14 protein-coding genes are annotated in these 15,265 nt (G+C 34.4%); 13 read left to right on the top strand and 1 reads right to left on the bottom strand.

Annotated features, from left to right (window positions below; all coding sequences use genetic code 11):
- Positions 1 to 71: 71 nt before the first annotated feature.
- Positions 72 to 953 (bottom strand): nuclease-related domain-containing protein, encoded by an 882-nt coding sequence (locus tag BHU61_RS05705; RefSeq protein ID WP_170122463.1) that lies wholly within the window; start codon positions 951 to 953, stop codon positions 72 to 74.
- A 158-nt stretch (positions 954 to 1,111) separates the two neighbouring features.
- Between BHU61_RS05705 and BHU61_RS05700 the strand changes: the two genes are divergently transcribed.
- From BHU61_RS05700 to udk, 13 genes are all read left to right on the top strand, one after another.
- On the top strand, positions 1,112 to 2,251 hold the full coding sequence (locus BHU61_RS05700) for a cysteine desulfurase family protein (protein ID WP_111715271.1): 1,140 nt from the start codon (positions 1,112 to 1,114) through the stop codon (positions 2,249 to 2,251).
- Between the two features lie 6 nt (positions 2,252 to 2,257).
- Positions 2,258 to 3,376, top strand: a complete 1,119-nt coding sequence (gene mnmA / locus BHU61_RS05695; protein ID WP_111715269.1) for a tRNA 2-thiouridine(34) synthase MnmA — start codon at positions 2,258 to 2,260, stop codon at positions 3,374 to 3,376.
- Between the two features lie 78 nt (positions 3,377 to 3,454).
- Positions 3,455 to 4,114 carry a tetratricopeptide repeat protein gene (locus BHU61_RS05690; protein WP_111715268.1) on the top strand — a complete coding sequence of 220 codons (660 nt, stop codon included), beginning with the start codon at positions 3,455 to 3,457 and terminating at the stop codon, positions 4,112 to 4,114.
- 2 nt (positions 4,115 to 4,116) lie between these two features.
- The gene (gene recD2, locus BHU61_RS05685; RefSeq protein WP_111715266.1) at positions 4,117 to 6,537 is read left to right on the top strand and encodes an SF1B family DNA helicase RecD2; all 2,421 of its coding nucleotides are present in this window, start codon (positions 4,117 to 4,119) and stop codon (positions 6,535 to 6,537) included.
- Positions 6,538 to 6,787: 250 nt separating this feature from the next.
- The gene (alaS, locus tag BHU61_RS05680; RefSeq protein ID WP_111715264.1) at positions 6,788 to 9,412 is read left to right on the top strand and encodes an alanine--tRNA ligase; all 2,625 of its coding nucleotides are present in this window, start codon (positions 6,788 to 6,790) and stop codon (positions 9,410 to 9,412) included.
- Between the two features lie 61 nt (positions 9,413 to 9,473).
- Complete coding sequence (locus BHU61_RS05675; protein WP_099578563.1) at positions 9,474 to 9,743, top strand: IreB family regulatory phosphoprotein; 270 nt, start codon at positions 9,474 to 9,476, stop codon at positions 9,741 to 9,743.
- Positions 9,736 to 10,155, top strand: coding sequence for a Holliday junction resolvase RuvX (gene ruvX / locus BHU61_RS05670; protein WP_099578561.1), 420 nt, complete (start codon positions 9,736 to 9,738; stop codon positions 10,153 to 10,155). Before BHU61_RS05675 ends, ruvX begins: the two co-directional genes overlap by 8 nt.
- Positions 10,156 to 10,169: 14 nt before the next feature.
- A complete protein-coding gene (locus BHU61_RS05665; protein WP_111715263.1) occupies positions 10,170 to 10,484 on the top strand; it encodes a DUF1292 domain-containing protein in 315 nt (104 codons plus the stop codon).
- An 18-nt stretch (positions 10,485 to 10,502) separates the two neighbouring features.
- Positions 10,503 to 11,636: an endolytic transglycosylase MltG gene (gene mltG, locus BHU61_RS05660; protein ID WP_242444220.1), complete on the top strand. Its 1,134-nt coding sequence runs from the start codon at positions 10,503 to 10,505 to the stop codon at positions 11,634 to 11,636.
- 154 nt (positions 11,637 to 11,790) lie between these two features.
- Entirely contained in the window at positions 11,791 to 12,417 is a 627-nt protein-coding gene (locus tag BHU61_RS05655; protein ID WP_111715261.1) for an O-methyltransferase, read from the top strand.
- 11 nt (positions 12,418 to 12,428) lie between these two features.
- Positions 12,429 to 13,352 (top strand): peptidase U32 family protein, encoded by a 924-nt coding sequence (locus BHU61_RS05650; RefSeq protein ID WP_099578557.1) that lies wholly within the window; start codon positions 12,429 to 12,431, stop codon positions 13,350 to 13,352.
- A gap of 11 nt (positions 13,353 to 13,363) precedes the next feature.
- The gene (locus BHU61_RS05645) at positions 13,364 to 14,623 is read left to right on the top strand and encodes a peptidase U32 family protein (RefSeq protein WP_111715259.1); all 1,260 of its coding nucleotides are present in this window, start codon (positions 13,364 to 13,366) and stop codon (positions 14,621 to 14,623) included.
- A complete protein-coding gene (gene udk / locus BHU61_RS05640; protein ID WP_096076294.1) occupies positions 14,623 to 15,246 on the top strand; it encodes a uridine kinase in 624 nt (207 codons plus the stop codon). The genes BHU61_RS05645 and udk overlap by 1 nt, the downstream gene beginning before the upstream one ends.
- Positions 15,247 to 15,265 lie beyond the last annotated feature (19 nt).

Raw genomic sequence — 15,265 nt, 5'->3', positions numbered from 1 at the left:
CGAATAACCGAATGAATAAACGGTAAGATGCACTAATACAAGTTGGAAATTGCACTAATATATTTAATTTTTTAAAAATATGAATCATTAAGTCGATATTTTAATTTTTTAATATAAATAATAGAATTTTGTTGCTTCCATTTCGTAAAATACTTCTCTAAAGTTCTTTTGTTAATAACTTCACCTATGAATTTATGAAACTTTATATTATCAAAAGCATTATCTCCCTTCACCAGACAATAATACTGTAAATTTTTGAATACTATGTCTGCTAAATGATATGATTCTCCACAACTGCGACAAATATATTTTTTTCGACTGCGTTCTCCGAGTAGACTGAAACATTTAGGACAATTCAAACCTTTCTTCAAAGTATCTAATTTCTCAGGATAGTGTTTCAGGAAAGGGTTATATCGCGAACGTAGTTCGAAAATATCGGCAGCAGTATACATTGATACGCGATGTCGCGATAATTTTTGAAGACATTCCTCCAATCGATTCAATTGAATAATCGGTAACTTTTTCTCCAAACCATATATATAGGCATTTTCATTACACCATATTATATAGCCATAAATTTTTAATTGCATGCCATGATAATAGAGTAACTTTTTCAAATGCTGATTTACGGTATTATTCAAACTCGTCAAAGGATTCTTTATTTGTAAATCATCTAAATACCATTCACCATTCTTGATGTAAACGTCGGTACTATAATATTTAGCATCAAAAATAATCAAATGATTACCCGATATAATCAGATGGTCTATTTGAAAATAACTGCCATCAACTTCAAATAAAATATCATGAATTGCGTCGATTTCTTCAAATTGTGCTATGATTCCTCGAACGTTTTGTTCTCCATCATTACCTAATCGTAACTTTTCTAGTTTTTTTGATTGGTCAAAGTCAACATCACGGCTATTTAGAATTTCTAATATGATTCGTTCCAAATGAAATCTCCTCCTATTTATATATAGTAGAAAATCGTTAAAGTATTTTTCAAAATGAGAATCTTTACAATTTTTACAATTAAGTTAATTAGATAGTTTTTTTTCTTAAAGGGTGTTAAGATAAGTTATTGAAAAATTTGAAAGGATGTTCATAAATCATGAAGGTATATGCAGACTATGCAGCAACTACTAATGTTGCGCCGGAAGTTGTATCTGAAATAAATGAAGTATTAACTGATCACTTTGGTAATGCTTCGTCAATACATCATATCGGACGTGATGGTCGTAGAATTTTAGATCAGTCACGCATGAAAATTGCAAAAATATTGAACGCATCACCAAGAGAAATTGTCTTTACTAGTGGTGCCACTGAATCGAATAATCTGGCGATTAAAGGTATTGCATACCAGAATCAGCATAAGGGTAAACATTTGATTACCTCTTCTATTGAGCATCACTCTGTATTACACGTCTTTGAGCAACTTGAAAAAGAAGGGTATGAAGTCACATATTTACCTGTGGATGCACAAGGCTTTGTAGCAGTTGATAAATTGAAAGATGCACTTCGTGAAGATACGATATTAGTTTCTATTATGTTTGGAAACAACGAAGTCGGTACTGTTCAATCAGTTGACGAAATGGCTGAACTATTAAAAGAGCATCAGGCAATATTTCATACTGATGGCGTTCAGACGATTGGTCATATGCCGATCGATTTAAAGTCACTAAACGTAGATTTATTTACCCTCACTGCACATAAGTTCTATGGCCCAAAAGGTGTGGGATTACTATATGTGAAAGATAAGACGCCATTACAATTTCAGCAGCTTGGAGGCGCACAGGAGACTAAACGTCGAGCGGGTACAGAAAATATCGCATATATTAGTGGTATGGCAAAAGCATTAGAAATGGCTACAGATAATATTGAACAATCAAGTTTAAAATTGATACAATTGAAACAACATTTTATTAACGCGCTTCAGTCTTACGATATTCCATTTGAATTGAATGGTGATATAAATGCATCATTACCTCACATCACTAATCTATATTTTCCATTCAGCGATGTTGAGAAAATGCTTACAATCCTTGATATGAATGGCGTGTATGTATCAAGTGGTTCTGCATGTACTGCTGGTAGTATAGAACCGAGTCATGTACTTACTGCAATGTTTGGTGAACATCCACGTACAAAACAGTCGATACGTTTTAGTTTTTCACATCAAATGACAGAAGAAGATATTGATTATATTGCATTACAAATTAAAAAAATTTATGAAATGAATAGAAATGAGTAGATAAGAATGACAAATGAAAAAACTAAAGTAGTAGTTGGAATGAGTGGTGGCGTTGATAGCTCAGTAACTGCATTATTACTAAAAGAACAAGGCTATGACGTTATCGGTATCTTTATGAAAAACTGGGATGATACTGATGAATTTGGTGTATGTACTGCAACAGAGGATTATGAAGATGTTATCCGTGTTTGTAATCAAATCGGCATCCCTTATTATGCAGTAAATTTCGAAAAAGAATACTGGGATAAAGTTTTTACATACTTTCTTGATGAATATAAAAAAGGCAGAACGCCAAATCCGGATGTAATGTGTAATAAAGAGATTAAGTTTAAGGCATTTCTAGATCATGCATTAGCGTTAGGTGCGGATTTTGTCGCTACAGGGCATTATGCTCAAATTCGTCGTAATGATGACGGTACCGTTGAAATGTTACGTGGTGTTGATAATAACAAGGACCAAACATATTTCTTAAACCAGTTATCACAAGATCAGTTACAACATGTCATGTTTCCTTTAGGGCATCTGCAAAAACCAGAAGTACGTGAAATCGCTATAAACAATGACTTAGCAACTGCTAAAAAGAAAGATTCTACAGGTATCTGTTTTATTGGAGAACGTAACTTCAAAACGTTTTTAAGCGGTTATCTTCCTGCACAAAACGGTAAAATGATGACTTTAGATGGCATTGAAATGGGAGAACACTCAGGATTAATGTACTATACCATTGGACAACGTCATGGGTTAGGTATCGGTGGAGATGGCGATCCATGGTTTGTTGTCGGTAAAAATTTAAAAGACAATGTATTGTATGTTGAGCAAGGATTTGACCACGAAGCATTATACAGTGACTACTTGATTGCATCTGACGTCTCATTTATCAATGATATTGATTTGTCTAATGGATTTGAATGTACGGCTAAATTCAGATATCGTCAAAAGGATACAAAGGTTACTGTTGAACGTATCGATGACAATACGGTTAAAGTGATTTTTGCGGAACCCGTGAGAGCAATCACACCTGGTCAGGCAGTGGTATTCTATCAGGACGAAGTTTGTCTAGGTGGTGCAACGATTGATGAAGTATTTAAAAATTCTGGTCAGTTAACATATGTGGTGACACAATAAATTTCAAAGGAGACAGCAATGTCTTCTTTTTTATTTTTTGATATAATAATACAATGAATATAATAGAGGAGAACGCTAATGAATGACGAACATTTAATGCAACTGATTGAAACGAAACAATATGAAGAAGCACTAAAAATACTTATAGAAGCAATTGATGAAGAACCTGAAGAAGTGACACATTATATTAATATGGGAACGATTCTTCTGGATTCAAATCAATCGATTGAAGCAGAACGTTTCTTTCAAAAAGCTATTACTGTAGACCCGACACATGGTGGTGCATACTATGGTCTGGCTAATATATATTACAATGCGGATCGATTTGAAGAAGCGGTGAAATTGTATCATAAAGCCATTGAAAATGGACTGGAAGATGGTGATACATACTATATGCTCGGTATGTCATTTGTTAATCTAAGTGATTTCGCGTCAGCATTACCATTCTTAATGCGTGCACATGAACTCAAACCGGATGACAATGAGATAACATTCCAATATGGTCTTGTGATGTGTCAGATGAATATGTTTGAAGAAGCATCAAAGACTTTAGCGCGTGTATTAAGTGATAATCCAGATCATACAGACGCGATTTATAATAAGGCACTTGCAGATTATATGATGACAGAAAATATAGACGCAGCGATTGTTGAATTTGAGCGTGTTATTGACATTAAGCCTGATCATCTGCTCGCTGGCCATGCACTGAAAACATTCAAAGCAATGAAGGAGGAATAAACTTGGAGAACGCCACTTTATTTGATCAATCTTATGTTAAAGGCACTATTATCCGTATACTTTTTCAGAATAACGATAACTTTTATACGGTATTAAAAGCCGAGGTAATCGATACAAATGAAGATTTTGATGATGAAGTGACGGTTACAGGTTTCCTACCTCAAATTGCAGAGGGTGACACTTATACATTTACCGGAAAGATTATGTTACACGCTAAGTATGGGAAACAATTACAGGCAGAGAAATTTGAGAAGGATTTACCACAGTCAAAAGACGGCATCATTCATTATCTTTCTAGTGACCTATTTAAAGGTGTCGGCAAAAAAACAGCACGTACAATTGTTGAAATACTTGGCGAAGATGCATTGAATATTATTTTAGATGATAAAAGCAGTCTGGATCAAATTCCGAAATTATCACAAGATAAAAAAGATTTAATTTACAATACAATCAATGAAAACCAAGCGATTGAGAAAGTAATGATTCAATTAAATGATTGGGGCTTTGGACCACAGCTTGCAATGAAAATCTATCAGTTTTACAAAGACGATACGATAAGAGTAATAAATGAATCACCTTATCAATTAGTGATGGATATCGAAGGTATAGGTTTTAACAAAGCTGATGAATTAGCCCGTCATATCGGTATAGATAACAATCATCCTGAACGATTAAAAGCAGCATTAGTCTATGGTATGGAGCAGGCATCATTACAGAATGGTCATACTTACATTCCGGATCAGATTTTACTCGAGACAAGCTTCAATCTATTAACAAAGAATGGTTCTGATGTTAACCCCGATGCATTAGTAAATGCATTAACTGAACTTTGCGAAGAGAAAAAATTACTTGTCGAACATGAAAAAAATATTTATATACCTAGTTTATTTTATTCTGAAACAAAGACCGTTCAAGTATTACACAGATTAATGAATCATCAAAATCAACTTAAGCAATTTGAACAATCTGAAATAATGCTTGCTATTGGGGAGATTGAACAGTTATTTGAAGTGTCATATGCAGAAAAACAGAAGGAAGCACTAATGCAGGCGATGCATAGTAAACTGATGATTTTATCTGGTGGTCCTGGTACTGGGAAAACAACAGTTGTAAGAGGTATTGTGACACTTTATGCAGAACTGCATGGATTAAGTCTTGACTATAATGATTATGATGGTCAGGACTTTCCCGTTGTTGTCGCAGCACCAACAGGTCGTGCATCGAAACGACTTTATGAATCAACAGGATTGGAAGCAACAACGATTCATAGACTGATCGGTTGGACCCGAGATAATAAGCCTGATGATATTCTGGAAAATGAAATTACTGCAAAGCTTATCATTATCGATGAGATGTCTATGGTTGACACGTGGTTAATGTTTCAATTGATGAAAGCAGTACCAAATGACGCTCAGATTATTTTTGTAGGTGATCAGGACCAGTTGCCATCCGTAGGTCCAGGACAAGTATTTAAAGATTTAATAGAGTCTCAAATTATTCCTCAGATTGAACTGAATGAAGTTTATCGTCAGCAGGAAGGCTCTTCTATCGTAGAACTGGCACATCAGATTAAACGAAATGAACCATTCGATATCACAAAACGATACAGTGATAGAAGTTTTATTCCATGTCAAACGGATCAAATTCCAGAAGTTATCGAGAAAATCGTAACATCAGCTGTTAATAAAGGTTACGATATGCGGGATATTCAGGTGCTCGCACCAATATATCGAGGTAATGCAGGGATTCGTGCATTGAATAAAGTTTTACAGAAAATTTTAAATCCACCAGAAGAAAAAAAGCGCGAAATGGAATTTGGTGATATTGTCTTTAGAAATCACGATAAAGTTTTACAGCTTGTTAACCGACCTGAAGATAGTGTATTCAACGGAGACATCGGAGAAATCGTAGGTATCTTTAAAGCAGCAGAAAATGCACTGAATAAGGATGTTGTCATTGTAGATTATGATGGGAATGAAGTAACGTATACAAAAGCTGATTTAATTGAAATTACCCATGCATATTGTTGTTCTATTCATAAAGCGCAAGGATCAGAATTTCCGATTGTCATTATGCCTGTTGTCAATCAGTACTATAGAATGCTGCAGAAAAATATATTATATACAGGATTAACACGTGCGAAACAGTCACTTATCTTTTGCGGTGATGTTAATGCCTTCAATGATGGTATAAAAAGATTAGGCAATGCCAGATTCACTTCTTTTTATCAATTTTTAATGGATTATTTTAGCACAGATGATCAAAAAGACATTGTAAAAAGCGACATCGATACTGATGAAAATAATGAAAATGAAGTATTTAAAAAATTACCATTTCAGGTTGGTGAAATGACCGAAGAGAATATGCATCTAGTTTCACCGATGATTAATATGGGAGATATATCTCCATATGATTATGTTTAAGTTGACGATAAGCATATGATTCAATTATAATTTAACTAATTCAAATTTAAAGCTGAGTAGGTAATCCCTCAAGACTTAGAGACATATCGGTTGGTGAAAGATATGCTTGATATTACTGAAGCTACTTTATCTTATAATTTCGAATATTAATCGAGTGATGACTTTGTCATAACTAGGGTGGTACCGCGAACACGTTCGTCCCTTTTTTAGGGATAACGTGTATTTTTTTATTTTAAAGGAGAAGATAATAATGAAACGATTAACTGCAGCAGAAATTAGACAAATGTATTTAGACTTTTTTGTAGAGAAAGGACATATGATTGAACCTTCAGCACCTTTAGTACCAATAGATGACGACACACTTCTATGGATTAACTCAGGTGTAGCAACGCTTAAGAAATATTTCGATGGCCGTGTTATTCCAAAAAATCCACGTATCACAAATGCACAAAAATCAATCCGTACAAATGATATTGAAAATGTAGGATTTACGGCACGTCACCATACATTCTTTGAAATGTTAGGGAATTTCTCTATTGGTGATTACTTTAAGAAAGAAGCAATTGAATTTGCATGGGAATTCTTAACGAGTGAGCGCTGGATGGCGATTGAACCAGAAAAATTATACGTTACTATTCATCCGGAAGATACTGAAGCGTATGATTTCTGGGTTAATGATATCGGTTTAACTGATGACCGTATTACACGTATTGAAGGAAACTTCTGGGATATCGGAGAAGGTCCGAGTGGTCCGAATACTGAAATTTTCTATGATCGTGGAGAGAGCTATGGCCAAGATGATCCTGCAGAAGAAATGTATCCAGGTGGAGAAAACGAGCGTTATTTAGAAGTATGGAACTTAGTGTTCTCTGAGTTCAACCATAATCCTGATCACACATATTCACCGCTTCCTAAGCAAAACATAGATACAGGGATGGGATTAGAGCGTATGGCTTCTATTTCTCAAGATGTTCCGACAAACTATGATACAGATTTATTTATGCCGATTATAGAAGCAACAGAACAAATTTCAGGGAAAAAATATCGTACTAATAAAGAAGATGATATTGCTTTCAAAGTGATTGCAGACCATATCCGTACAGTAAGCTTTGCAATTGGAGATGGTGCACTACCATCAAATGAAGGGCGTGGCTATGTATTACGTCGTTTACTACGCCGTGCAGTTCGTTTCGCTCAGAAATTAAATATTAATAAACCTTTCATGTATGAGCTTGTTGATATCGTAGCAAGCATTATGAAACCATATTATCCAAATGTAGATAAAAATAAAGATTTCATTAAAAAAGTAATTAAATCTGAAGAAGATAGATTCCATGAAACACTTGAAGAAGGTTTAGTACATTTCAATGCATTAAAAGAAGCTGCACAAAATTCAGATAAACGATTAAAAGGCGAAGATGTATTCAAATTGTATGATACATTCGGTTTCCCTGTGGAATTAACTGAAGAATTAGCTGAAGAAGCAGGTATTGCAGTTGATCATGAAGGATTCGAAATGGCTATGGAAGCACAGCGTACACGTGCGCGAGAATCACGACAAAAGACGCAAAGTATGCAGGTTCAAAATGAAGTGTTATCGAATATTAAAGTTGAAAGTAAATTCGTTGGTTATGATACTTTATCAAATGAAACACAAGTAGTAGCGATTGTGGAAAACGGTGAAAGTGTAGATGCTTCAAAAGAAGATACAATACAGTTTATCCTTACTGAGACACCATTTTATGCTGTAAGTGGTGGACAAATTGCTGATACAGGGATTGTTTCAAATGAAGAATTTGAGATTGAGGTTACCGAGGTTACGAAGGCCCCAAATGGCCAGAATCTGCACACAGGAACAGTTCGTTTCGGTAAAGTAACTGTTGGTGCTAAAGTGAAGACGCAAGTAGATCCAAACTTCAGAACATTTGTAATTAAAAACCATAGTGCGACGCATTTAATGCATCAGGCATTAAAAGATGTTTTAGGCACACACGTTAATCAGGCTGGTTCATTAGTAACACCAGAACGACTTCGCTTTGACTTTTCTCATTTCGGTCCAGTTACACAAGAAGAAATAGAAAAAATTGAACGTATCGTAAATGAAAAAATATGGGCAAATCTACCGGTTGAAATCAATGAAATGCCGATAAAAGAAGCAAAAGAAAAAGGTGCGATGGCTTTATTCGGTGAAAAATATGGTGATATCGTTCGTGTTGTTGAAATGAGTGATTATTCAATTGAGCTATGTGGTGGTGTGCATGTACGCAATACTGGTGAAATAGGTTTATTCAAGATAGTGTCTGAATCAGGTACAGGGGCTGGTGTACGTCGTATTGAAGCCGTAACAAGCAAAGCAGCATTTGAATATTTATCAACATATCAAAATACAGTGAATGACATTTTACCAAAAGTGAAAGTAAAACAGAAAGAACAATTAGCAGGTAAGATTGATGAATTAACAGCTACGATTCGTGGTCAGGAAAAAACAATCACTGAATTGAATAAAGCAGTAGCATCTCTTAAGATGGGTGACATAACAGAACAAGTTGAAGAAATTAACGGACTTAAGTTATTAGCAGTGGAAGTAGATGCAGAAGATAATAAAATGCTGCGTGAACTTATGGATGACTATAGATCAAAATTACAGGATGCAGTAATCTTTATCGCTGCAGCAAATGACAAGTTAAATTATATGGCGAGTGTACCAAAAGATAAAACGTCACAAGTGAAGGCTGGAGACATTATAAAAGGTGTTGCAAATGCAACTGGCGGTAAAGGTGGCGGCCGTCCTGATTCTGCTCAAGGTGCAGCAAATGATCCAGCTGGTATTACAACAGCATTACAATTTGTGAAGGATTATATTAATACATTGTAATTAAAAATTGTTTTATAGTATGATATTATTGAACAAATGTCATACAAAGGAGTGTATTGCAGTGGAAAATTTCGATAAAACAATGAAGTTCAACTTTGATGAACTACCGAAAGAAGAAGTAAGAACTGTATTATTGAATGTTTATAATACTTTAGAAGAAAGAGGATATAGCCCGATCAATCAAATCGTTGGTTACCTATTATCAGGAGATCCAGCTTATATTCCAAGACATAATGATGCCAGAAATCAAATCCGACGTTTAGATCGTGACGATATTATGGAACAACTTGTATCAAACTATATTCAAACTGAGAAAAAAGGTAATGAATAAAGTTATCGGTTTAGATGTTGGTTCTAAAACGATTGGTGTTGCATTAAGTGATGCCATGGGTTGGACTGCGCAAGGTCTTACTACACTCCGCATCGATGAAGCAAATGAAGAGTTTGGGATAGCCGAACTCAAAAAGATCATAGATGAAAATAATGTTGATACTGCCGTTATTGGATTACCTAAAAATATGAATAATTCAGTAGGACCAAGGGGAGAAGCATCAATTCGATTTAGTGAAATGTTGAAAGCAGTTTGTCCTGACATTACAATAGTAATGTGGGACGAACGTTTATCGACAGTTGGTGCTGAAAGAACACTGTTAGAAGCGGATGTTTCACGCAAGAAAAGAAAGCAGGTCATTGATAAGATGGCTGCAGTTTTCATATTACAAGGGTATTTAAATTCAAAATAAAAAGGATGATTAAAATGACAGAAGAAATGAACAATCAGGAGACGCTAGATATTAATGAAGAAGTAGAATTATTAGAACTTTATGATGAAGAAGGTAATCAAGTATTATACCGCAAATTAGTAAGTTTTAGACACCCAGGATTTGAGAAAGAATATGTTATCTTAGCTGAAGAAGGTTCAGATGAAGAGGAAGAAATCGAATTAATTCCAATGATCAATGTACCTGATAGCGAAGGAGAAGGCGGAAAATTAATTCCAATCGAAACAGATGAAGAATGGGATATGATTGAAGAATTCGTAAACACTAACTTTGATGAAGAAGAGCTTTAATCTTAAAGGAGTTTGATTATGTCGAATAGAAACAAAGAAATTAGAGATTCAAAATCTTTCTCTAAACTTCTTTCTTCTATCATTATCGGAATTATTTTAATAGGCGTGTGTATTTTAGCAGTTGGTAGTTATTTTTATATTAGCTCTAGCCAAAAGCCACTGAATCCAGATGATAAGTCTACTACTAAGATAGAAATATTACCTGGTGAGTCTGCAACGATGATTGGAGAAAAATTAGAAAAAGAAAAAATCATTAAAAGTAGTACGATGTTCAAGTATTATTTGAAGTTTAATAATATTTCTAATTTCCAGGCAGGAAATTATGAATTATCGCCTTCTATGACGTTTAAACAAATTTCAAAAAGTCTTCAAAAAGGTGAAGTTTACATTCCAGTTGTCTTTAAAATGAATGTTCCTGAAGGTATTACAATCGATCAAATCGGTGAGATTGTTGAAAAGAAAACTTCAATTAATAAAGCGGATTTTGTTAAAGAGGTAAATAATCCTGCTTTCATTAAAAAGATGCAGAAGAAACATCCGAAGTTAATTACAAAAGAGGTCTTTAATAAAGATATTAAAGTACCTTTAGAAGGCTATTTATATCCTGCGACATATGATTTTACTGAAAAGAATCCTACGACTGAAGAAATCGTTGATAAAATGCTAACAGCGACTGAAGAAAATGCTTTTCCGTTATGGGATAAATATGGTGGCATTTTATTGACAGAAGCTGGTGCTGAAAAGCGACTAACGTTCCATGAATTCCTGACATTCTCATCATTAGTTGAAAGAGAAGCGACAGGACTAACAGATCGAGCGAAGATTGCATCAGTATTTATTAATCGTATGGAAGCAAACCCTGCCATGCCACTGCAGACAGACCCTACAGTATTATATGCGCTAGGTCGTCATAAAGCTGTTACATATGAAGCAGATTTGAAAGTTCAATCCCCTTATAACACGTACATCAATACAGGTTTACCACCTGGGCCGATTGCAACAAGTGGTAAAGAATCAATGGAAAGTGTCTTAAATCCTGCAAAGACAAATTATTTATACTTCTTAGCAGCAAAAGACGGTAAGAACTATTTCTCTAAAACATATGAAGAACATCTGCAACTTAAAGATAAACATATTGATAGTCAGCAATAAGAATAGGATATTTTGTCCTATTCTTTTTTGATTTTATCAAGTTGTAATTTTACTATTACAATTTTGGTTGTTTTATGGTACAATATCATGAAAATATAAAACACTACTACCAGCCTTTGTGGTTGGTAATTTTTTCGTTAAAGGATTGTTTTAATTGATAAAAGAAGAGACATATATCAGTAGATTAAATCCAATCAGTACAATCGATGATTTAATTGAAGTCGCAAAAGAAAATGACGTGCCAATTATGGATAAAATATCAGTAGAATTCGTCAAACAGTTGATTCGCATACATCATGCGAAGTCAGTACTAGAAATCGGTACAGCAATTGGATATAGTGCATTACATTTTGCATCAGTAAAAGATAATATTCATATCACAACGATTGAACGTAATGAAACAATGTATCAATATGCTTTGAAGCATATTGAACAATATAACAAAGCACACCAAATTCGCCCGATCTTTAAAGATGCGCTTGAAGCATTTGATGAGGTGAGCGACACAGAATATGATATATTATTTATCGATGCTGCTAAGGCGCAATCATTAAAGTTTTTTGAGTTATACAGTCCATTAGTCCGAAAAGGCGGTTTAATTATTACTGATAATATTTTATATCACGATTTTGTAGGCAATATTGAAATTGTGCGCAGTAGAAATATTAAACAGATGGTGCGTAAAATTGAAAAATATAATACATGGCTAAGTGAAAATACATCGTTTGATACGAATTTCATTGATATTGGAGATGGAATGAGTATTTCAGTGAAAAAATAAAGGAGTACATTATGACAGAATTATTAGTAACACCTAAATCTTTATCACATATTAGTGATTTAATTGAAGCAGGTGCAGATGCATTTGTTATCGGAGAAGAACAATTTGGATTACGTCTGGCAGGTGAATTTAATCGTGAAGATTTAAAGGCTGCAATAGATTTAATTCATGAACACAATAAGAAGGCATATGTTGCAGTAAACGGGATATTTCATAATGAACATTTAGATGCGGTTGAAGATTATATGAAATTTTTACACGTCGTAAAACCAGACGCAATTTTATTTGGAGATCCTGCAATTGTAATGTATGAAAGAGAACTAGGCAATACGATACCGTTACAATGGAATCAGGAAACTTTAGTTACGAATTATTTCCAGGTGAACTACTGGGGACAACGTGGTGCAAACCGAGCGGTACTTGCACGTGAGTTATCTCTTGATGAAGTATTAAACATTAAAGCGCATAGTGATGTTGCGATTGAAGTGCAAGTGCATGGCATGACATGTATGTTCCAATCGAAACGTAGTTTATTAGGTAATTATTTTATGTATCAGGATAAAGTAATGAAAATTGAAAATCGTGAAATTAAAGATGCAATGTTACTTTATGATGAAGAACGAAATAATAAATATCCAATTTTTGAAGATAGTAATGGCACACATATTATGAGTCCAAATGACATTTGCGTTATCGAAGAATTAGAAGAGTTAATTGAAGCTGGGATTGATTCATTTAAAATAGATGGCGTATTACATTCAGAAGAATATATTACGACAGTGACAAAAGCATATCGACAAGCGCTTGACCTTTATGATGAAGATGTCGAAGCATATGAGGATGCTAAATTTGATCTTGTAGATATGATTGAAGAAATTCAACCAGAACATCGTCCACTGGATCAAGGATTCTTATTTAAACAAACTGTATATTAAGGAATGATTTGATGAAAACGGAATTAGAAATTAAACAACCAAAACAAATAATAAAGAAACCAGAATTATTAGCGCCTGCTGGTAACCTTGAGAAATTAAAAATTGCAGTACATTACGGTGCTGATGCTGTATTCCTTGGAGGACAAGAATACGGATTACGTTCAAACGCTGACAATTTCACAATTGAAGAAATTAAAGAAGGCGTAGACTTTGCGAATAAATATGGTGCTAAAATTTATATTACGACCAATATTATTGCGCATGATGAAAATATGGATGGTTTAGAAGATTATCTTATCGCACTTGAAGGAACTGGAGCGTCAGGAATTATCGTAGCAGATCCGCTAATCATTGAAACATGTAAACGTGTTGCGCCTAAACTTGAAATACATCTTTCCACACAACAATCACTATCAAACGTGAAAGCTGTTGAATACTGGAAGTCTGAAGGTTTAGAACGTGTCGTACTTGCTCGTGAAACGAGTGCTGAAGAAATTAAGGAAATGAAAGAAAAAATTGATATCGAGATTGAGGCATTCATTCATGGTGCAATGTGTATTGCTTATTCTGGTCGTTGTACATTAAGTAACCATATGACAGCACGAGATTCAAATCGTGGCGGCTGTTGTCAAAGTTGTCGCTGGGATTATGATTTATTAACAGTAGATGATGGTGAACTTGATGTTGTTTATGATGGAGATGCAACACCTTTTGCAATGAGTCCTAAAGATTTAAAGCTTGTTGAGTCAATTCCGAAGATGATTGATATCGGCGTAGATTCATTGAAGATAGAAGGTCGTATGAAATCAATTCATTATATCGCTACAGTAGTATCTGTTTATCGCAAAGTAATTGATGCTTATTGTGCAGACCCTGAAAATTTCAAGATTGATCCGAAATGGTTAATTGAATTAGATAAATGTGCCAATCGTGATACAGCAAGTGCATTCTTCGAAGGGGTTCCTGGTTTTGAAGAGCAAATGTTTGGCCATGAACAGTCTAAAAAAACACCTTTTGATTTCTGTGGATTAGTGTTAGACTATTCTGAAGAAACACAAATTGCAACAATTCAGCAACGTAATAATTTTAAACCAGGACAGGAAATTGAATTCTTTGGTCCTGAAATAGAAAACTTTAAGCAAGTCATCGATGTTATATATGATGAAGAGGGGACAGAATTAGATGCAGCACGTCATCCTCTTCAAATCGTACAAATTAAAGTAAAACATCCAGTCTATCCAATGAATATGATGAGGAAGGAACTAATTTAATGGCGCATACGACTATCATCGGTATTGCGGGAGGTTCTGGTTCAGGTAAGACATCAGTAACTTCTAAAATACTTAAAAATTTAGAAGGCTACAGTGTAGCTTTAATCGAGCAGGATTATTATTATAAAAATCAGGATCATCTTAGTTTTGAAGAACGTTTAAAGACCAATTATGATCATCCTTTAGCATTTGATAATGATTTACTTATTCAAAATTTAATTGATTTACGTAATGGTGAGACTGTAAAGGTTCCTACATATGATTACACAAATCATACAAGAAGTAAGAAAACGATTACATTTGAGCCAAAAGATGTTATTATAGTAGAAGGCATTTTTGCTTTAGAAAATGAAACACTTCGTGATTTAATGGATGTTAAAATTTATGTTGATACGGATGCAGATCTTCGTATTTTAAGAAGACTGATGAGAGATATAGAAGAGCGTGGTCGAACAATGGAATCAGTTATTGATCAATATTTAACTGTTGTGAGACCGATGCATAATCAATTCATTGAACCAACGAAACGATATGCTGACATTATTATACCTGAAGGTGGCAGTAATGCAGTTGCTATCGATATTATGACAACAAAAATACAATCATTAATTCGAGTGAATTAGTAGAAAGAAGGATTTATCC

The sequence above is a fragment of the Macrococcus epidermidis genome, assembly GCF_003259695.1.
In the GTDB taxonomy this organism is placed as follows: domain Bacteria; phylum Bacillota; class Bacilli; order Staphylococcales; family Staphylococcaceae; genus Macrococcoides; species Macrococcoides epidermidis.
This window is presented reverse-complemented; position numbering and strand designations above follow the sequence as displayed.